18 protein-coding genes and 2 pseudogenes are annotated in these 19,702 nt (G+C 62.7%); 14 read left to right on the forward strand and 6 right to left on the reverse strand.

Features of this window, described 5'->3' with window-relative positions:
* Positions 1-276 precede the first annotated feature (276 nt).
* The 4 genes from B1756_RS14160 (at position 277) to B1756_RS14175 (ending at position 4,865) form a co-directional block, all read left to right on the forward strand.
* Positions 277-1,344: an mRNA surveillance protein pelota gene (locus tag B1756_RS14160; RefSeq protein WP_086889129.1), complete on the forward strand. Its 1,068-nt coding sequence runs from the start codon at positions 277-279 to the stop codon at positions 1,342-1,344.
* A 125-nt stretch (positions 1,345-1,469) separates the two neighbouring features.
* On the forward strand, positions 1,470-2,546 hold the full coding sequence (locus B1756_RS14165) for a bactofilin family protein (RefSeq protein WP_086889130.1): 1,077 nt from the start codon (positions 1,470-1,472) through the stop codon (positions 2,544-2,546).
* Positions 2,547-2,787: 241 nt separating this feature from the next.
* A complete protein-coding gene (locus tag B1756_RS14170) occupies positions 2,788-3,912 on the forward strand; it encodes a hypothetical protein (RefSeq protein WP_086889131.1) in 1,125 nt (374 codons plus the stop codon).
* Positions 3,912-4,865 carry a hypothetical protein gene (locus B1756_RS14175; protein ID WP_086889132.1) on the forward strand — a complete coding sequence of 318 codons (954 nt, stop codon included), beginning with the start codon at positions 3,912-3,914 and terminating at the stop codon, positions 4,863-4,865. The genes B1756_RS14170 and B1756_RS14175 overlap by 1 nt, the downstream gene beginning before the upstream one ends.
* Positions 4,866-4,914: 49 nt before the next feature.
* On the opposite strand, the gene B1756_RS14180 is transcribed toward B1756_RS14175, so the two are convergent.
* From B1756_RS14180 to B1756_RS14190, 3 genes are all read right to left on the reverse strand, one after another.
* On the reverse strand, positions 4,915-5,160 hold the full coding sequence (locus B1756_RS14180) for a hypothetical protein (protein ID WP_086889133.1): 246 nt from the start codon (positions 5,158-5,160) through the stop codon (positions 4,915-4,917).
* A gap of 90 nt (positions 5,161-5,250) precedes the next feature.
* Positions 5,251-6,108 carry a tRNA pseudouridine(38-40) synthase TruA gene (truA, locus tag B1756_RS14185; RefSeq protein ID WP_086889134.1) on the reverse strand — a complete coding sequence of 286 codons (858 nt, stop codon included), beginning with the start codon at positions 6,106-6,108 and terminating at the stop codon, positions 5,251-5,253.
* A gap of 49 nt (positions 6,109-6,157) precedes the next feature.
* Positions 6,158-6,889 (reverse strand): GNAT family N-acetyltransferase, encoded by a 732-nt coding sequence (locus B1756_RS14190; protein WP_086889135.1) that lies wholly within the window; start codon positions 6,887-6,889, stop codon positions 6,158-6,160.
* A gap of 231 nt (positions 6,890-7,120) precedes the next feature.
* Here B1756_RS14190 and B1756_RS14195 point away from each other — a divergent pair.
* Positions 7,121-7,570, forward strand: a pseudogene (locus tag B1756_RS14195) (hypothetical protein).
* A 293-nt stretch (positions 7,571-7,863) separates the two neighbouring features.
* Here B1756_RS14195 and mce read toward each other — a convergent pair.
* A complete protein-coding gene (gene mce, locus B1756_RS14200) occupies positions 7,864-8,253 on the reverse strand; it encodes a methylmalonyl-CoA epimerase (RefSeq protein ID WP_086889136.1) in 390 nt (129 codons plus the stop codon).
* A gap of 132 nt (positions 8,254-8,385) precedes the next feature.
* On the opposite strand from mce, the gene B1756_RS14205 reads away from it, so the two are divergent.
* Positions 8,386-8,700, forward strand: coding sequence for a YbjQ family protein (locus B1756_RS14205; protein WP_086889137.1), 315 nt, complete (start codon positions 8,386-8,388; stop codon positions 8,698-8,700).
* A 75-nt stretch (positions 8,701-8,775) separates the two neighbouring features.
* On the opposite strand, the gene B1756_RS19910 is transcribed toward B1756_RS14205, so the two are convergent.
* Complete coding sequence (locus B1756_RS19910) at positions 8,776-9,138, reverse strand: Pvc16 family protein (protein ID WP_086889138.1); 363 nt, start codon at positions 9,136-9,138, stop codon at positions 8,776-8,778.
* A 30-nt stretch (positions 9,139-9,168) separates the two neighbouring features.
* Positions 9,169-11,349: an ATP-binding protein gene (locus B1756_RS14215; RefSeq protein ID WP_228434382.1), complete on the reverse strand. Its 2,181-nt coding sequence runs from the start codon at positions 11,347-11,349 to the stop codon at positions 9,169-9,171.
* 194 nt (positions 11,350-11,543) lie between these two features.
* Between B1756_RS14215 and B1756_RS14220 the strand changes: the two genes are divergently transcribed.
* The 8 genes and pseudogenes from B1756_RS14220 (at position 11,544) to B1756_RS14255 (ending at position 19,681) form a co-directional block, all read left to right on the forward strand.
* Positions 11,544-12,782, forward strand: coding sequence for an eCIS core domain-containing protein (locus B1756_RS14220; RefSeq protein ID WP_228434383.1), 1,239 nt, complete (start codon positions 11,544-11,546; stop codon positions 12,780-12,782).
* Between the two features lie 3 nt (positions 12,783-12,785).
* The gene (locus B1756_RS14225; protein WP_228434384.1) at positions 12,786-13,733 is read left to right on the forward strand and encodes a DUF7958 family protein; all 948 of its coding nucleotides are present in this window, start codon (positions 12,786-12,788) and stop codon (positions 13,731-13,733) included.
* A gap of 22 nt (positions 13,734-13,755) precedes the next feature.
* Positions 13,756-14,601 carry an eCIS core domain-containing protein gene (locus tag B1756_RS14230; RefSeq protein WP_228434385.1) on the forward strand — a complete coding sequence of 282 codons (846 nt, stop codon included), beginning with the start codon at positions 13,756-13,758 and terminating at the stop codon, positions 14,599-14,601.
* Between the two features lie 9 nt (positions 14,602-14,610).
* Positions 14,611-15,648 carry a DUF7958 family protein gene (locus B1756_RS14235; RefSeq protein WP_086889139.1) on the forward strand — a complete coding sequence of 346 codons (1,038 nt, stop codon included), beginning with the start codon at positions 14,611-14,613 and terminating at the stop codon, positions 15,646-15,648.
* 281 nt (positions 15,649-15,929) lie between these two features.
* Complete coding sequence (locus B1756_RS14240) at positions 15,930-17,147, forward strand: eCIS core domain-containing protein (protein WP_228434387.1); 1,218 nt, start codon at positions 15,930-15,932, stop codon at positions 17,145-17,147.
* Positions 17,148-17,149: 2 nt separating this feature from the next.
* Entirely contained in the window at positions 17,150-18,109 is a 960-nt protein-coding gene (locus B1756_RS14245) for a DUF7958 family protein (RefSeq protein WP_086889140.1), read from the forward strand.
* Positions 18,110-18,136: 27 nt separating this feature from the next.
* Positions 18,137-18,379, forward strand: a pseudogene (locus B1756_RS14250) (eCIS core domain-containing protein); the annotation flags it as partial.
* Between the two features lie 357 nt (positions 18,380-18,736).
* On the forward strand, positions 18,737-19,681 hold the full coding sequence (locus B1756_RS14255) for a DUF7958 family protein (RefSeq protein ID WP_086889141.1): 945 nt from the start codon (positions 18,737-18,739) through the stop codon (positions 19,679-19,681).
* Positions 19,682-19,702: the final 21 nt, after the last annotated feature.

The following is a 19,702-nucleotide window of genomic DNA, read 5'->3' on the forward strand; positions in this document are numbered from 1 at the left end:
ATCACGGCAGGGGCTTTCGGGATGGTCAGCGGCAATTCGTCTCCATAGCCTGTTTTGCTTGCATTTCTGAACGCACAGGACCAGAGTTGATCGATTACCGGCAGGATTTTCAGCGGCCACTTCGAACCCCCGAGTATGGACGTGATGACGCTGATGACGGTCGCACTGTTCGTGATCGTCATCGTCTGTCTGATCGCGTTGCTCTACATCTCCGCCTACTGGGAGGCGTAACGATAATCCGGTGTTCTCTTACCACGCCTCCCCGAACCCTCGGGCATGCAGATCAAAGACCGGGAGCCACTCGAGGGTGGGCGCGAACGGGTGACGGTCGTCCCCGAGAGCGTCGACGACCTCTGGCACCTCCAGTACGTCCTCGAGCCCGGCGATCGGGTCGCGGGTGACACGACCCGTCGAATCCAGCGCGACGACGAGCAGATGCGGGACACTGGCGGCGAGCGCGAACATATGTGGGTCGCCATCGCCGTCGACGACGTCGAGTTTCACCGCTTTGCGAACCGGCTTCGCGTCGGCGGCGAGATCGTCGCCTGTTCGCGCGAGGACCAGCTGGGATTCCACCACACGCTGAACGTCGAAGCGCGCGACGAGATCTCGATCGACAAGCGGTTCAAGCCCGACCAGGAGGCCCGCCTCGAGGAGGCTGAAGAGGCCGCCGAAAACCCGGACGTGGCGATCGCCACCGTCGAGGAGGGGCAGGCCCACGTTCACACGGTCGCCCAGTACGGCACCGAAGAGCGGGCGACGATCACGGGGACGACCGGCAAAGGCGAGTACGCCCGCGGTCGGTCCGAACTGTTCGCCGAACTCGCAACGGTCCTCAAACGGCAGGACGCCGACGCGATCATCCTCGCCGGTCCCGGGTTCACGAAACAGGACGCCTACAAGTACATCGAGGAGAACGAACCCGAAGTCGCCGAACAGGTGACGATGGTCGACACGGCGAGCGTCGGCGACCGGGGCGTCCACGAGGTGCTCAAACGCGGTGCCGTCGCGGACGTACAACAGGAGACCCGCATCGAGCGCGAAGCCGAGTACATCGACGAACTCACCCAGCGCATCGCCCAGGGCGTCAAGGCGGCCTACGGGCCCGAAGAGGTGAAGAAAGCCGCCGAGTACGGCGCGATCGACCGCTTGCTGATCCTCGACGACCGCCTGCGCAAGGAGCGCGGCCCCGACGGCGAGTGGCCCATCGACGTCGACGACGTCGTCCGCACCGCCGAACAGAAAGGCGGCGAGGTCACGGTCTTCTCGAGTGAGTTCCCGCCCGGTCAGCAGCTCTCGAACCTCGGCGGGATTGCGGCACTGTTGCGGTACCGACTCGAATGACCTGCGTCACGCTGTCTCTCCCCGTTACGCGTCAGGTCGGTCGCTAACGTCGATCGGGAGCAGACAGTCACCGATAGTGTCCACTGTCCTACACAATTAACACGCTCGTCGGTGTGCTGGACGCTATGAGACAGCGGTACGTCCGATTCGCACTCGTGGTGTTTCTCGTCGGGCTCCTCCTCGCGTCCGTTCCAGCGACCGCGGTCGCCCAGTCGGAGACTGGCGTCGGTGGCGGCGTCGTCGTCCAGGATGGCGAGACCGTCGACAGCCTCGAGGGGGTCGCCGGCAGCGTCGTCGTCGAGGAAGGTGGGACCGTCACCGGTGACGTGAGCGGCCTCGCGGGCGACGTGCGCATCCACGGCACGGTCGAGGGCGACGTGAGCGCCGCCGCCGGGAGCCTCGTCATCGATGGGGAGGTCGCCAGCGACGTGAGCGCCGGTGCTGGAAACGTTCTCATTGCAGAAGACGGCGAGGTCGACGGCTCCCTGCAGGCCGGAGCCGGAACGGTCCAGATCGACGGTGCGATCGGCGGCGACGTCGCGGCGGGTGCCGAAACAGTCCGTCTCGGTGACGAGGCCAGCATCGAGGGCGACCTGACCTACGGCGGTTCGCTCGAGGGCAATACCGACGCCGTCGCCGGCGACGTGACCCACGATCCGACGATCGGACCCGAGGGCATTCCGACTGTCCAGCCGTTCGCCGAGTGGGCGGTTAGCGTCTACGCGCTGGCGCTCAACCTGTTGCTGGGGGCTGCACTCTTGCTCGTGTTCCCGCGGTTTTCGGCCACCGTCGCACGACGCGTCGCAACGTCGCCGGTCAGGAGCGGATTCGCCGGGCTCGGCGCGCTCGTCCTCGTCCCGGTCGCGCTGGTCGCGTTGCTGATCACGATCCTCGGGATCCCGATCGCATTCGCCGGTGCCTTCCTGTTCGCGCTGTACGTCTGGATCGCCGTCATCTACGGCCGGTTCGCGGTCGCCGCCTGGATTCTCGGCCGCCTCGACGTTCACAACCGCTGGCTGGCGCTGCTGGTCGGGCTCGTCGGTGCCGCGCTGATCGGGCAGATTCCGTACCTCGGCGGGCTCGTGAACTTCCTCCTGCTCCTCCTCGGGCTGGGTGCTGTCGCGCTCGCCCTGTACGACCGGCGGCGAGCTGGATCGGTGACCGCGGGAACCGGGGGACCAGCCGACGGTCCGGCGGAGTGACTCGAGTCGAACGAGACGAACGACCGACTCGATCGACACGTTCGCCGTCGAGCCGGCGATATCGCGTTTCTCCGGACACCCGTCGACAGCGGCTGTCCAGCCATCGAGGTGGTGCCGTGGCGGACGGATCGAACGCTTTCGATCTGGCGGATGTTGAATTATATTGGAATTATACGTTATCGACAAAACCGGGTGACAAGGGGCCAAAACTTATTTGTCAGTCTGCGGACTGGTCGGGATCATGGAGAATTCGACGGAGACGACTGCCGAGAGCACTCCCCGGACAGGGAGAGCCAGGGGGACGCTCAGACGGGTCTACGATGCCCTTCGAACCGACGAATCGAAGGCCCACGTGACGATGATCACGTTCACGTTCGTCGCGATCGGGGCCGTCCTCTCGTTGCCCTTCGGCGTGATGCTGTTCCTCTGGGACATCCAGGTTGGTGTTGGCGGTGCTGCAATCGTGTCGTACCTCGGCGTGCAGACGCTCTTCGCCTCGGGAATCCTCGCTGCGGGACTCGGGCTGTACGTCGGCTCACGGTCGAGCGATCACGTCACTGCACTGTCTGCCTCGGGTGTCGGCTCCTACCTCGGGTACGTCGGGATCGTGTTGACGATGGTGGTCGCGATTCGACTCGTCGGGAGCGACGTCGTCGTCTCTTCGCTCGGGTTCGAGATCGAAGGATTCCTCGCCGAATTACTCGTCGCCGGCGTGGGAATCGGCATCGTCGGAGCAGGTGCCGGCTCGCTCGGCTACTCGAGCGGTGCCTCCCGTCCGGAGCCTCGAGACGCACGGCGAGACGAACGCCCGGACGTCGGTGACGTTCTCGGGCGGCTTCCCGGCACGATCACGGACCCGGAGACGAAGCGACCGGTTCTGACGGCGGTCTACGCCATTGGACTCGTGGGGCTCGGGTACGGGGTACTGACGATCTTGCTCAATTTCGCTGCCGGAGCGATCGTCGGCCCGTTGCTCGCGTACGTCGCGAGTCACGCCATCGTGTTTTCGGCCCCCTTGTTCGCGGCCTACCTCGGTGGCAAAGCCGGTGCCAGCTATTCGCTGGACCGGGCACTCGCCGTCGGTGTGCTCGGCGGCGGCGGTGGATTCGTCGCGATGGTCCTCGTGATGATCCTCGGCGGTGCGTATGGGCCGGGGGCTGACGTTGCGACCCTCGCATCCGCAGGGGCTGGCTTCGTCGACGGCGAGTACGCCGACGCCATGGTCGAGATGCTCGAGGTGTCGGTCAGCATGTCCCCACAGGGCTACGAACTCTCGCGAATCCTGGTGATTGGAACCCTCGCGAGCGCGATCGCCGGCGGTGTGGCCGCAGCACTCACGAACGGCATTCGACGGGTGATCAACTGATGACAGACGACAGTGCACACGACGACGAGACGACGGCACCGGACGCCACGCCGCCGACCGATTCCGGGGAGACGGGCCCCGAACGCGCGGACGAGGTGGAGACGACCCAGGACGACCACGGCGCCACCACCGGGTCGCCCGCCGATGAACCCGGCGACGGCGTTGAGTCAACCACCGACGAACCTGAAGACACTGCGGAGACTCCCACGAACGAGTCCGAGAACGCGACGGCGGCCGACTCGAGTGACGTGCTCACCCGATTCGTCGACGACACCGTCGACCGGCTCGGAGAAACTGACGTCCAGCGTGGAATTGGTGAGTTTGCGAGCGTATTCGCCGCTGCCGGCTTCGGACTGGCTATCCTGGTACTGGTGTCGCTCGTTCGGCTCGTCGGCGTCGACTACACCACGATGGTCGGGATGGTCGAGGGACTGTTGACCCTCCAGGAGGTGACGATCGTCCTCAGTGGAGTCGCGATAGCTGGGCTGGTCAATTACGTGCTGCTGGCGGGACTCGTCGGCGTCGAGTCGACGGTTCGGTTCCCCAACCGCGGCCGGGCGATCACGGTCGCGGCCCTCGGTTCGGCGGTCGGCGTCGTCGTCATGATCGGCGTGCTGGTCGTCGCGACGACGGTTGGCGTCGCCGCCGTCGGCCTGGTCGCACCGGCGTCAGACGAAGTTGGCGCCGGCGAACTCCCGGGTGACGGTGACGATCCGTTCGGCGACGAGCAATCGGCCGGTGACAATCCGTTTGCCGAGGACCAGTCGACCGGCGAGGACCAGACTGACTCCACCGAAGATGGCGCTGATGATGGTCTGGATCTCCCGATCCTGGAGGTCATCGGTGCCATTTTCGGCGCAGTTATCTACGCCGTTGTTGCGGCCGTGCTCGCTGGACTCGCCGCGGGTGCGAGTGCGTACCTGACGACCCGGTACGGAACGACCGCGGTCTGATCCCGACTGACTTCGCCCCGGCCGTTCTCGTCTCCGTTCCGATGTCCCCCTAGCCACGCATCTCTGCGTCGACCGCCGTCCGGACGACGCGGGCGATGCCCAGCATGGCGACGAAGGTCCCGATGAAGACGACCGCGGCGAGCAGGAAGAAGCCGATGGCGAGCGCGCCCGGGTTTCCGAACTGGAGCAGGTGTGTGATCAGGAACCGGTAGGTCAACAGCACGAACAGAAAGCCCGCGGCGACGTAGGCCGACCCGCGCCAGTAGGCGCCGTACTCTTCCGGTGACAGTTCCATGCAATCCGGTGGTTCGTCAGCCCTCAAAGCACTGCCGGACGACTCGAGTCCAGAAGGGAACCCCGTCGCCCGAAATCGCGTCTCGAGCGGTCACTCCGATCCGTCGGGCTGACTCGCGTCGTCGGTGACGATTCCGCCTGCGATTTCGTCTGCGACGCGAGCGCCGGTTCGTCGCTCGACAGCCCGCGTCTCGAAGATTCCGCGAGCGCGGTGGGCAGCTTCGGGGTCCACCGAGAACGCGAGGTCCGGGTAATCGACGTGGGAGAGAATCAACGGTTCCGCCGGAACGGGGGCGATTCCCTCGTGTCCGGGGAGGGGGTCGGGTTCGAGGACGCGGTCGATTTTCTCGAGCGGTTCTTTTCCTGTGGCGACGCCGTGTGCGAGCGAGACGAGGCGGCGGACGAGTTCGCGGGCGAAGCCGCCGGCAGTGACGGTCACGACGAGGTAGTCACCGTCGCGGGTCGCCTCGAGTGTCGGCGATCGCTCCGTGTTGTGGTCGTCCGGCGTGAGGTTGTGGAAGTCGTGGGTGCCGGAGAGGGCGTCACAGGCAGCCCGAAACCGGTCGTCATCGCAGTCACCGTCGGGTGGCGCGAACAGGTGATACGTATAGGTTCGACTGCTCGCGTGGTGGGTGGCGTGAAAATCGGGCGGTGCCGGCGCACTCGCCCACGCGCGAATCGACGCCGGGAGTTCGGCGTTCAGTGCCCGAGGAGTGAGCCACTCGGGCGACTCGAGGGTGATCGTCTGGGCGAGTGCGGAGACGCCGGCGTCGGTTCGGCCGGCCGCGGCGTAGCCGTCGGGTTTGTCGACGTCGGGGGTGAGGACCTCGAGACGGCGGAGTGCGTCGAAGATGGCGTCCTCGACGGTCTCGCCGTGAGGCTGGCGCTGGAATCCCCGGAAGGGTGTGCCGTCGTAGGCGATCCGGAACGCACGCAGGGCCGTTGCCATCTGGTCGATGGTTCGAGGCCAGGGTGTTAGCCCCGTCGGTCCTCTTTACCTAGAGTTCGACCGCCATCATCACCTCGTCGACGTAGTGGCCGTTGAGCTTGTAGTGGTCCTCTCGCACCGCCTCGGTCTCCCAGTCGTGAGCTTCGAGGAAGGCGATGGCGTCTTCGTTGCTCGAGGGGACGCTCTGGTAGACCTTCTCGTAGCCGTTCGAGCCGGCCCACTCGAGCCCGCGTGCGAGGAGGTGGGCGCCGATGCCGTACCCACGATACTCCTCGAGAACGCCGACGGTCAACTCGGCAGTGTGTGAGAGTTTCTCGACTTCCGGCGCGTAGAGGTGGACCCAGCCGACCACCTCCTCTTCGACCGTTGCGACGAAGAACATCCGGGACTCGAGTTCGTTGTGCCGGAGCAGTGCCTCCTGATGGTCGATTTCGTCGGCGACGCTTTCGGCTTCGATGTAGGTCTTCTCTTCGGCGACCTGCCGGATCGCACCGACGATTCCCGTCAGGTCTTCCTGTCTGGCCGGTCTGATGTGGAACTCGAGGTCCTCGGTGACGTACTCCTCGGCCGTCCCGGCGTCGATCGTCACCCGGAGTTTTCCGTCTGTTTCCTCGAGGCGACCGTCGCGTTTGAGGATCGCGACGTGGTGGCGGAACCCGCCGGGGTCGACCCCGAGAGCGCCCTGTGCGTCCTCGGCGTCGACCGCACCGTGGCGCTCGACGTACTCGTAGATCTGTTTCCGGTCCTCGTGACCGAACTCGAGTGATTCACTCATTCCCATGGTATGGCATACCAGACCACCATACTTAATCGTTAGCGATAGCGGGTCACGAACGTCTGTACTACCGATCGGCCGAACTGTCGTGACGGCCCGAACGATCGGGTAGTTCCGAATTTTAATGTACTCACACGTGAATCCTGTCGGACTTGCCGCCACCGTTCGTGAGAACGTGTACGTGGAAAGCGGCTCGAGCGGCCGAGCGGCCGTGGTGGCTCTTTCGATGCGCGAAACATGCTCGAACTCGAACTACTGGTTGCTGGCTGTGTCCTGATCGCGACGCTCGTGGCGGGACTGGTAGCACACGAATCGGCACACGCACTCGTTCTTCGGCTCGTTGGGATCGAGTACGAGGTCTCGTTCTTCTCCGGTCGGCGTGGTCTCCTTCCACGGCTGGCGAGCTGTCCCTGGGCGTCCGTCCGGCCGATTCCGACGGGTTGAGAGCCGGTCTGGACTCTCAGGATTGCTGCCCTGTCACCCGCACTACTCGCGGTCCCACCGCTTGCACTGGGACTCAGCGGTGGAATCGCGGCCGATTCGCCGATCCTCACGGCGGCGATGATCGGGTGGCTTGCCTGTTCGATCCCCAGCCCGCAGGACTTCTCGGTCGCGTTCTACGCTCACCGAGCACTCGAGGGTGCAAACGGAGACGAGAGCGGCGAGTTCCGCTCGCACGCCGACTGAATCCCGCGGCGGGGTCGGAAGAGATATCCAACCGCTCGAGCAGTCGCGTCGACTTCGACGCCGGTCGCCAGCTACGGGGTCGCAGCGAATTCGCCTCCGCTCCACCGGCTTCGACTCGAGAAATCGAACCGTACCGGTGGTGCTCGCAGTCCAGATCGCCTGCCCAAATTGCAGCGTCGCCGGCCAGGACGTGATCTAGACAGGAACTTCCTCTGGATCTCGGTCCCAGTGGCGGTGCTGGGCGATGGCGTCACGGAACGACGAGAGGCGGGACCCCGGTACAGCAGCCCGTCTCAATGCTCGACGAACTCGAGCAGGATGCCACCGGTATCCTTCGGGTGGAGAAACGCCACCGTGTGCCCCCACGCGCCCGGCCGCGGCTCCTCGTCGATCAGGGTCACGTCGTGGTCGCGTGCCCGCTCGAGTGCTGCCTCGATGTCGTCGGTCGCCAGCGCGAGGTGGTGGATCCCCGGCCCGTTCTTCTCGAGGTATCGGGCGATGGTTCCTTCCTCGAGGGGCTCGAGCAGTTCCAAGTAGCCGTCGCCGAGGTCGAGGAAGACGACGCGCATGCCGTCGAACTTCTCTTCGTGGACGGCCTCGAGGCCGAAGAGGTCCTCGTACAGCGCGGCGAGGTCACGGGCGTCCTCGGTGGCGATCCCGGCGTGGTCGAAGTGAACGTCCATGATCGACCGTTACCGACCACCCATCATATATCGACGGGGTTCGGCGTCGCTGTCGGTCGCCCGCTGTCGCCGAATCGGGACCGAGCGGACGTTACAGGAAGCTTATGTGATTTCGGTAACTATCTCCCGGCGATGTACGTTACGAACACTGAAACGGTCCCCGACGGCGAAGTCGTCGAAGTACTCGGCATCGCCCGCGGTAACACCGTCGAGGCCAGAAACGTCGGCCGCGACATCACCCAGGGCATCCGAAATATGTTCGGCGGCGAGCTGAAGGCCTACTCCGACCTCCTCTCGAAAGCGCGAGACGAGGCCATCGTTCGCATGGAGGCCGACGCCGAGGAGATGGGTGCCGACGCGGTCGTCAACGTCCGCCTCGAGACGTCACAGATCACCGACGGCGGTTCGGAAGTGATGGCCTACGGAACGGCTGTTCGCCTCCGGTAGCACGCCAGCGCCATTTCAAACAGTGTGAACCCTTGCCCTTGACACCCTCCTCCCACTGAACAGTAGACGTCGAACCTAATTTGCGCCGTTGCTGGCAGGGAGGTCGTCCACACGCTGCAGCAACCCGACACACCCATCTCGATGCTGCCCAAAACAGAGGTCGAGATGGAGGTCGATCCCGATCCGGCGGCCGAACGCGAAGCCGACGAGATCGCCAGTCAGATCATGCGTGGCTGGGAGACTGGCCCCGGGGCCCCGATTGTCCGTCGCAATCCGGTACGGATACACTGCGAGTTCGAGCCCGGAGAGCGAATCGACCGCATCAGGAGCAACTGCTTCGATCCCGGACGGATCGAGTGGCGTTGCCGCTTCCGCCGCGTGCTCCCGCAAGAGTTCGACGATCGCCGTCGTCACGTCGGCTATGGCGCTGTACGTCATCGGTTCGGGTATTGTCGGTGATGGCGGGTGTCAGTTCTCATCGTGGCGAATCCGGTGGCGTTGTTGCTGTTGTTCTCGTTCGGTCGGTCCCTGGAGATACTCGAGATACGGTTCGAAGTCACGGTCCTGAATCCGACTGTTTCGGTCGCGTTTGTACTGTTCGAGCGCTTCGACGACGTGTCGCATCGTGATCGTCTCGGCGTCGGCCTCGGCGGCGTAGATCGCGATGTGTTTCGCGAGGTTGTCGATCGTCCCGCCGCTGTACTCGAAGTCGGCGAGCCACTCGGTGTCGATGTTCTCGACGGGCATCGACGGTGGGAAAATCGACTCCCAGATCGCCCGTCGCGTCGCTGCGTCGGGTTTCTCGAAGCGGATCGTATGCGTGATACGCCGGGAAAAGGCGGTATCGATGTTCTGTGCGTAGTTGGTCGTCAACACGATGATGCCGTCGTAGTGTTCGATCCGCTGGAGCAGGTAGTTCACTTCGACGTTCGCGTACCGATCGGTCGCGTCGGAAACTTCCGCCCGGTCGCCGAAGATGGAGTCGGCCTCGTCGAACAGCAGGATCGCGTTCGACTGTTCTGCGGCCTGAAAGATCTCCTCGAGATTCTCCTCGGTTTCGCCGATGTACTTCGAGACGACCGACGAGAGGTCGATCTTGTAGACGTCCATCCCGACTTCCTTTGCCAGCACCTCGGCGGCCATCGTCTTCCCGGTCCCCGGCAATCCCTTGAACAGGGCGACGACGCCCGCGTTCTTGTCGCGGTCGCGAAATCCCCAGTCGTCGTAGATGCGCCCACGGTTCGTGACGTGGGCCTCGAGGGTCTCGAGTTGGCGTCTCGTCTCGTCGCCGAGTTTGATGTCGTCCCACGACAGGTCGGGCTCGACGTGCTGTGCCAGGTCCTCGAGTGCGTCGGCGGACTGGGCGCGACAGCCGGCGCGTATGTCGTCGACGGTCGGCTCGCCGTCGGCAGCCAGCGTTCGAGCTGTCGTCAGCGCCGCCTCCAGCTGTCCCTGGGTCAGATCGAACGTGCTCGCCAGCCGTTCCGGATCGATATCCGCCGCGAACTGGTCAGCCCGGTCCGTCCAGAATTCCCGTCGCTGTGCGATAGTCGGTCGCGAAAACGACTGGATCGCGTCCAGCGTTCGGTCCCGTCGGTTCGACGGCGTCCACGACTCCCGGCCGACGACGTAGAGGTCGGTCTCGAGGTCGCCGACGCGGTGGACGATCGCCTCGAGTGACTGATCCGCGTCGGCAGCAGCCTGGTCGGCGTGGTGGAGGACGAGCGGGAGGCCGACCAGTCGCGCCTCGCGGACGACCGCCTCGAGGGCGTCGGCTGCGAGGACCGCCCGCAGGTCGGCCCGAAGCAGCCGGTCGCTCTCACAAACGGCTTCCACAGCACGGTGCATTCCGGCTCCCTCTGGGCCGTGGACGTAGACGCGCCGGCCCCGACCATCGGGATCGGGCAGTGCCTCCAGCTCCGCCCGACACGCCGGGGCTATCAGCAGCTCCTCGAGCGACGCGTCTGCGTCTGCGATCGTCAGTGGCTGGTCCTGGATTCGGGTCTCCCGCTCGAGGCGCGTCCGTACTCTCAAATCGAGGCTATCGTCTCCCTGAAGAAACTCGACGATGCGGTCGTCGACGGAGAGGACGTCGAGCCTCGACGGACTGGCGTCCTCTCTTGCCGTTCGGTCGACGATGCCGTACTCGAATAGCGGCGTGGATTGGGAGAGCGCGTCGTGGCGGTCGCCAGTCGGGGTCGTCTCCCGGTGGCCTGCGTACCATAGCAGTCGCTCGACGATCGCGACCGTGGGTAACAGTGCCTGTCCAGAGCCATCCAGCCGTCCGTAGATATCGGTGATCGACCGATCGATTTCGGGGGCGAGGACGAACAACAACACGTCTTTCTCTTCCCGGGACAGGTCGAACGTCCGGCAGAGGTCGTCCAGCGGCAGTGCGATAGCTTCGTCGCGGCTCTCGGCGATGCGTTCTTCGATCGTTTCGGCTCTCTGTTGTGCCGTTTCGATGGCATCCGTCGTGGGTGGCGGCTCAGCTCCGGTGAACGTGGCCAGACGGGTCTCACCGACGAGACGGCCCGGCTCGTTGGACTCCTCGCCTCGGATTTCCGTCTCGACGACACACTCGAGAACCGTGCCGATCCGCTCGAACTCCGCGCGCAAGTGGTCTCCGGCGTCGGTGTACATATTCATCGCATTCCAATTATTCCTCGGCTAGAAGGGGTAATTCTCCATCTCTCCAACCACGTATCACTGCCATATGTTCTTACAGAATGTAGTTAGCACGAAAAGAATTATGGTGTTCGTGTTAGAATAGAAATCAAGGCGAGCATGTCCAATCGAACCCCCAAGTACGGACGCACCAACCGCGCCCGGAGGCGTAGACGATGACAGACTGGACGCGTTCTCGGAACGCGCGCTCGAAATCGGACTCGGACAACGAGACGAGCGACAAATCACAGGCGAAGACAGCGGAGACAACGTCCTCGTCGGCCGCTCTACAAAATGGAAGTTCTAAACTCCTGGCGGCCGCCGCACTCGAGCAAGATGCAGCCAAGGTCGAGACTCACCTCGCCCCGGCCAGACTCGACAACTCCGCTGCGGCCGTGGATCTCGCTGATTCGGCGGTTCCACGACTATTCGGTCGTGACGAGGGTCAGATTCAGCGCTCGCTCGAGGGAACCGACACGACCATCGACGAGGTGCCCGGCAAGGTCCTGGACGTGCTGAGCAACGGTGGCCAACCGCTGGATCAGCCCGTCCAGCGCGCCCTCGAGGAGCGGATGGACGCCGATTTCTCGGACGTGCGCATTCACACGGGCGGCACTGCAGCGAAAGCTGCTGAGGCGATCGACGCGAAGGCGTTTACCTGCGGGAACGATATCGTGTTTAATTCGGGCGAGTACGACCCCGAAAGTCCGGAGGGTCAGCACTTGCTCGCGCACGAACTCGCCCACGTCACACAACAGAACGGTGGCGCGCCGATTTCGATGATGCCCCAGGAGGGCGCTGATCTCGAGATTGACCCTGATCCGCAGTTAGAACGGGAGGCCGACGCGGCGGCCGAGCAGGCACTCTCCGGTGAGGAGCCGCTGGTCGTGAGTCGGATGGGGACGGACGTCCACATTCAGCGGATGCCTGCCGGTGCTCCAGTGAAAGGTGCAGAAGGTGGCGCGGGCCTGGCCGGCCGGGTGAGTGCCATCGAGGAGTCACTAAGTGAGCTGGAGCCGTTGAAGTCACTGGCCGATCGGACCGACGAGCTCAAAGCACAACTGGACGGTTCGGGCGACGACGGGGTCGCGAAGAAAGTTGGCGCGGCCGGTATTTGGGGCAGCGTCGGTGCCGCACTCACCCAAGCTCAGCATGCTGGTGCTGACGCCCTTGGCGTCGAAAGCCTTCTCGGCAACCTCACTGGCGATGCCCACGCCGACGCCGTTCTCGGAACGGTCATTGCCGGGACCACCGCCGCGAAGGTCACTGGCGGCAAAGAAGGCATCTCCGCGCTCAAAAAGCGCGCCAAAGCGTGGTTCTCCGAGTGGCGAGCCAAGAGTGACGAAGACGAGCACAAGAGCCGGGAAGAAGAAGAAACTGAAGACGAAGATGATAGTGTTCTGGGAATCTTCTGAAGTATGAAAGCCAATATCGCAGGTGAGACAGACGAAGGTGTAGGAATAGAAGTGGTTGACGCCAGCGGAGAAAAACATAAAATTGAGATGCTATTTGATGGCGAAATTGTCTATCACAATCAGGAGGAATATCCTGATAATCCCTCTGAACGCACCAACACCGAAGACGAACGCATCACTCAGGCTCGCCGCTATGCAAAATATCACGTCTACCGAGAAACAGGGTACGACACGATTGAGCCGCGTATGAACCCGGATCGGATCGCTGCGGTACTCGCGGCCGTCCACACGATGGACGACGATCAGTTCGAGTCGCTGTTCGAGCCGTTCCACCGGCAAGTGGTTAGCTACGACGATCCGTCAGTCGACCCACCGGTCGATTCCCTCGAGTACGTCGATCGCGAGGAGTTTAGACTCTACATGCTCGACGTCTACCTCGCGGAGGATCTCGAGGAGGTCCGAGCGACCGCGGACGCGTACAGCGACGAACTGGCGACGATTGTTGACGAAGTCGAATCTCAGACCGACAGTGGAGGCCTCCGACAGAAGGTCGCCAGTTTCGCCGGCCAAGTTCAGCAGCGAGCGGCGTCCGGCGACATCGAGCCGCCGGAGTTCTCTGTCGAGGCAGTCTCGGATGTCCACCTGCTGTACTACGAGGACACTAATGACGACCGCGTCGTCGAAGGCAATCGTCCGTTTGATCGAGAACCCGATGCCCGCCTCGAGTTCACGCCGATGCCTGCGCATTCAGTTGAGCAGTTCCGGCCCCTAATCGAGGAACACTTGCTCTGCCAGATCAGAGACTGCTACGTCGGGATGGGCGAGGAACCGCCCGCACAGTACCGCGTGCTTGGTCATGGCCTCTACAAATTCGCCCAGAAGTACCGCCACTTCGATTGTTACCCCGACTACGCCGATCCGAACACCGACGTTCCAGGCTACAGGGCCTAACCCAGACCTGCAGACAGCATTCATGAGTGTCGAATCCCGTGTCGCGTCGCCGCAGCCGACGACGAACAACTCACGTATCCCTGGCTGGCAGTCGGCGTTCACACTCGTGTTCAACTCCGGCGAGTACGATCCCGAGAGTCCGGAAGGCCAGCATCTCATCGCCCACGAGGTCGTCCACACGCTGCAGCAACCCGACGCTCCCATCTCGATGATGCCCAAAACCGAAGTCGAGATGGAGGTCGACCCCGACCCGGCCGCCGAACGCGAGGCCGACGAGATCGCCGGCCAGGTCATGCGCGGCTGGGAGACCGGCCTCGAGGGCGAGATGGCCGACACCGAAATCCACGTCCAGCGGTTTACGGGGGCCATCGCCGATATCGGCAGTACTGTGGCAAGTTTCGCGAAGGTCAACCACGAAACGCTGAAAAACGATCAGAAGCGTGAAGCCGACAGCTACGCTCAGATGGGGGCCACCGAGGGCTCGGTCGAAGACCGAGTCGAAAATCTCGAGGAGCAGGTGTCCGAACTCGGCAAGTACGTCTCCGAACAGATCCGGCCCGCCTCGACCAAACGAAAGATGGTCTCCGAGGCTGGAAAGGACGCCCTCTCGAGTGGAGCCGGATTAGCGACTGGCGCGGGGATTGCCGCGTTAGGGCTGGCAGGCCCGCTGGGGGCGATTATTGGAGCCGGTCTGGCTGGGGCTGCCACTAAAGGCATGCTCGATACCAGCCCTGCCATCGGTCAGACTGCCGAGCAAATGGCATCTGGTCGCGTCCATGAGAAGGCTGGTGCCTTGCGCGACCGCCTGCCAGGCTGGCTCGGTGGCCGGGATGAGGATGACGAATGGAGCGAGGGTTCGAAATTTTGAGGTGGTTCGATGAAGGCAAAAATAATCGGTGAAGATAAAGACGACATTGGCACTCGTGTTATCGATAACAATGGGACAGAACATCAGGTCGAAATGCACAAAGATACTGGTGAAATCTATGCCCATGAGTCTGAAGCTTATTCACAAAAACCCGAAAAGCGTACTCGAGAAGAAAGCGAGTACGGCAAGCAAGCCCGACGCTACGCCCAGTACTACGTCTTCCTGAATCGGGGTTACGACACAGTCACCCCGAAGTGGAAAAACCCCGTCCACCTGCAGGCGGTTCGGTCGGCGATCGATTCGATGGACCTCGAGGAGTTCGAGGATCACTTCGGTGATCTCTACCAGCAACTGAAAAGTCACCACGACGACGATACCGAGCGCGTCCTTCACCCGCCGGCAGACTCGCAAGACGAGGACTACCATCTCTATCGCAAGCACGTCTATCTTGGTCTCGATCCCCTCGAGACCGACCTTGCGGATGACGCTCGAGAGCTCGCTGCGGAGTTTGGACTCGATTTAGACGAGCACGCACCGACGAAGACGCCACTAGCGGGACTAACCGACGATGGCCTTGACGCATGGACGGGATTCTCTACGGAGTTGTTCGACCGCTCCGACGAGGACGAGCTGGCAGAGTTAGCCGAGGGCTTCTACGTCGATACGACCTCCGAACTGCATATGGCGTATCTCGACCACGACGGCATCGAGCAGGTAACGACTGCGATCGAACCCGACAGGGAACCCGACGCTCGGTTCGAGGAACCACCGGTCGATCCCGGCACGCTCGAGCAGTTCCAGCACGGGCTGTCGTTCGATCTGGCGTGTCAGATCCGGGATTGTTTCGTTCGAATGGGTGTGAAGCCACCTGAGAAGTATCGGATCCTGGGTCTGGGTCACATTGCTGCTGCACTGGCCTACGAGGAGGTCGACTTCTATCCGGACTACCATGCTCCTGACGAGGACGGGGCGTATCTCTCCGACCTCGACTCGAAGTACTTCGGTGATAACTCCCTGCTCGGCAGTGTGAAATCACTGCTGAACTGACCGAACTAATACTGATTACTCGAGAATTACGCTGATTCACTCGAATTCCGCGCGCAAGTGGCCCCCGAGTCGGTGTGCATATTCATCGAATTCCAATTATTCCTCGGTTAGAAGGGGTAATTCTCCATCTCTCCAACCACGTATCGCTGCCATCATGCCCTTACATAACGTAGTTATCACGCAAAGAATTATGGTACTCACCTTAGAAGAAAAACCAAGACAAGTATGTCCAATCGAATCTCCAATCGTGGCCACACCGACCGCTCCCGGAGGGAAGGGAGATGACAAACTGGAAACGCTCCCGGAACGCGGACTCGGACGACGAGACGAGCGACACGTCACAGGCACAGACAGCCGACACGACGTCTTCGTCGGCTGCTGTCCGGGATGGAAGCCCCAAACCGCTGGCGGCTGCTGCTCTCGAGCATGCCCGGGTGGAGACCCACCTCGAGGCAGCGTCGTTCGATCACTCCGCTGGCGCTGTGGAGCTCGCCGATTCGGCGGCCCCGCGTCTGTTCGGTCGCGACGAGGCTCAGATCCAGCGCTCGCTCGAGGGGACCAACACAGCTATCGACGAGGTGCCCGGCAAGGTTCTGGACGTGCTGAGCAACGGTGGCCAACCGCTGGATCAGCCCGTCCAGCGCGCCCTCGAGGAGCGGATGGACGCCGATTTCTCGGACGTGCGCATTCACACGGGCGGCACTGCAGCGAAAGCCGCTGAGGCGATCGACGCGAAGGCGTTTACCTGCGGGAACGATATCGTGTTCAACTCGGGCGAGTACGACCCCGAAAGTCCGGAGGGTCAGCACTTGCTCGCGCACGAACTCGCCCACGTCACACAACAGAACGGCGGTGCGCCGATCTCGATGATGCCCCAGGAGGGTGCCGACCTCGAGATTGACCCTGATCCGCAACTCGAGCGCGAGGCCGACGCGGCGGCCGAACAGGCGCTGAGTGGTGAGGAACCGCTGGTCGTCAATCGGATGGGGGCCGAGGTTCACATTCAGCGGTCGGTCAAAGGTGCACTGTCATCGGTTGCCGAACAGGTCCCTGGCATCGGCAGTTCCGAGCAGGAGAGTGACGATGACCTCGAGTTGCAGGAACTCGACGACGGCGATCTGGCGGAGACGGTCGGCACGCTGGTCGAGAACCAGCGCGAGATCATGAGTCACATCAAAGACCAGCAGAGCGAGATGGTCGACAAGGTCGGCGAGGCCACGGGCAAAGGTGCTGTCGGTGGGACAGTCGGACTCGCAGTCGGTGCCGTGACGGCGAATCCAGTTATCGGTGCCATCGCTGGCGGCATGGCTAGCGATCTCGGGAAGACCCTGTACGGCCAACTCTACGACCGCGGCACTGACGCCATTGCAGACGCCGAGGTACCCGAGGTCAGTGCTGACTGCCTCTCGGGTATCAGAGGGACGATCGACCAACTAATCGACGAGAAACTCCGCCAGCGCTTCGGTGGGGTCGATACTGGCAGCACTCGCTTCGGTTGACTATGAAGGGAAAAATCATCGACGAAGACGAAATGGGGTTGGGAGTTCGGGTCACAGACAATAACGGGGTCTCGCACACGGTAGCCGTTGGATTTGATGGAGAAATTCAAGGGCATTCCCAAGACGGCTATCCGGATAAAGCAGCCAAAAGATCTGACGAAGGCAACGAACACGTCGAACAGGCCCGTCGGTTCGCCCAATATTACGTCTACTGCGAGCGCGGCTACGACACGGTACCGCCGGAGATCCACCCCGAACGGCTCAATGCGGTCCGCGTTGCCATCGCGTCACTCCCACCGGAAGAGTTCGAGCAGTACTGTGGCGACCTCTATCAGCAACTCCGCAGTTACGATGACCCCGACGTCGACCGGGTGATCGACGTTCCGGTCGCAGCCAAAGACACCGACTCGGTACTGTACCGCAAACAGTTGTACCTCGGGCTCGACCCTCGAGAGACGGAGTTCGACGACGTCGCCGCAGCTATCGCGTCCCGTCACGGTCTGGAGCTGTCGACAGACTCTCTCGAGGACGCCTCGCTGGAAGATGACGCCGACCTCGCTGGCTGGCGAGACGTTGCCCAGGAACTTGGGGCGCTTGCTGACGAGGCCGACGCCGATCTCTCGCCAGGGCTCGAGATCGCGGGTGCATCCCCGCTGCACATGACCTACATCGACGGCCGTGGCGAAGAACACGTCACCGATCCCGACGCACCTTTCGACCGTGATCCCGACGCGCTGCTGGAACTGCCCGTGATGGACGTCGAAAGCCTCGCCCAGTTCCAGGAATACGTCAATCACAATCTGGCCTGCCAGATCCGTGATTGCTACGTTCGGATGGGACTGGAACCACCCAGGCCATTCCGAGTCCTCGGCTATGGCCGCTTCGAAGCCGCCGAACAGTACAACCGACTCGAGATGTATCCCAACTATATCGATCCCGAGGAACAGCGAGCATTCGCCTGACTCGATGAATCGCAACTGTCGTGCACCAAATATGATCCGAACTCGCCAGAAGGTCAGCACCTGCTCGCGCACGAACTCGCCCACGTCACACAACAGAACGGTGGCGCGCCGATCTCGATGATGCCCCAGGAGGGCGCTGATCTCGAGATTGACCCTGATCCGCAACTCGAGCGCGAGGCCGACGCGGCGGCCGAACAGGCGCTGGCGGGAGAAGAGCCGCTAGTGGTCAATCGGATGGGGACGGACGTACACGTGCAGCGGGCGTCGAAAGACTGGAATTCAGGGGAGTCGGTGTACGACACTCTCTATGAGGGCGACGACGTCGAGAAATCCATCGACTCCCAGCACCTCCTCGAACGGGTCGTCACCCAGGCCAAAGAGATCGACTGGGTTAGCGTCTTCAAGAAGGCGGGCATTGCAGCGGTGAACGCCAACGCAGTGACGAGTGCAATGATCGCCGCAGGCGACGAGGTCGACGGACAGCTACGCAGTGACGCCGTCAGCCAAGACGGCCTGATCGCCCAAATCGGCCAGCACGATCCACCCCAAAGCTGGGTGGATACGATTGCCTCCCAAGCAGCCGATATGGTTCAGAGTGACACTGGAGACTACCCGGCTTAAGTGGATATGGAGGGCGAAATAATCGATATTGAAGACGAATGGATCGGTGTTAGAGTAACCGACAACAACGGTGTCAAGCACAAAATTGCCGTTGAATTAGATGGTGATATTCGAGGTCATTCCCAAGATGGGTACCCCGACGAAGCCATCAAGCGCACACCGGAGGGAAACGAATACGTCGAACAATCCCGACGCTACGCTCAGTACTACGTCGCCCGGGAACGAGGATACGACACGATCGAGTGGCGCCACAACCCAGCCCGATTACTCGCCACAGCAAGTGCCGTCGCACAGTTGGACACCGACGCCGTGGCGGAGCACTTCGGCGACCTGTACGACCAAGTCCGAAGTCACTCCACCGACGTCGAGCGACCAGTCCCGCTGCCGGACGGCGTGCGACCTGGCCACGTCAATTACCAGCAGGACGTCTATCTCGGACTATCTGACGAGGCCATGGTTGCCCTGCTCACCCTCGACACCGAAGTCGAAAATGTATCCGTCACGCCAGGTGAGTCGATCGAAGACCACGTTGCAACGCTACTGGAGGCCGCGCCGGCCGAAATTTCTGTGCCAGACGCGTCAGACCTGACGATCGAAGCCGTCTCGGGCGTCCACGTCCGGTGGGACGACGAAGCCGGCCAGTACCACCACGACCGAAATGGTCAGCCGGACCTGGATCGAAATCCGGACGCGCGATTCGACGTCCTCCCGTACGTGCCCGAAGACATCGATAAATTCCAGACACAGCTCTCCCGGAATCTGCTGTGTCAGGTCCGTGACGCCTACGTTGGGATGGGTGTCACCCCGCCCGAGCCGTTTCGGATCAAAGGACTCGGTCGTCACCAGATCGCGACGTTGTACGCGCAGTTCGACTTCTACCAGCGCTACCACGATCCCAGCGCAGACATCGACTGGGACGCACTGGCGACCGATCGAGCAGTCGTCGAATGAGTTCCACTGCTAGCGGCAGTG

Source organism: Natrarchaeobaculum aegyptiacum, assembly GCF_002156705.1.
GTDB lineage: Archaea > Halobacteriota > Halobacteria > Halobacteriales > Natrialbaceae > Natrarchaeobaculum > Natrarchaeobaculum aegyptiacum.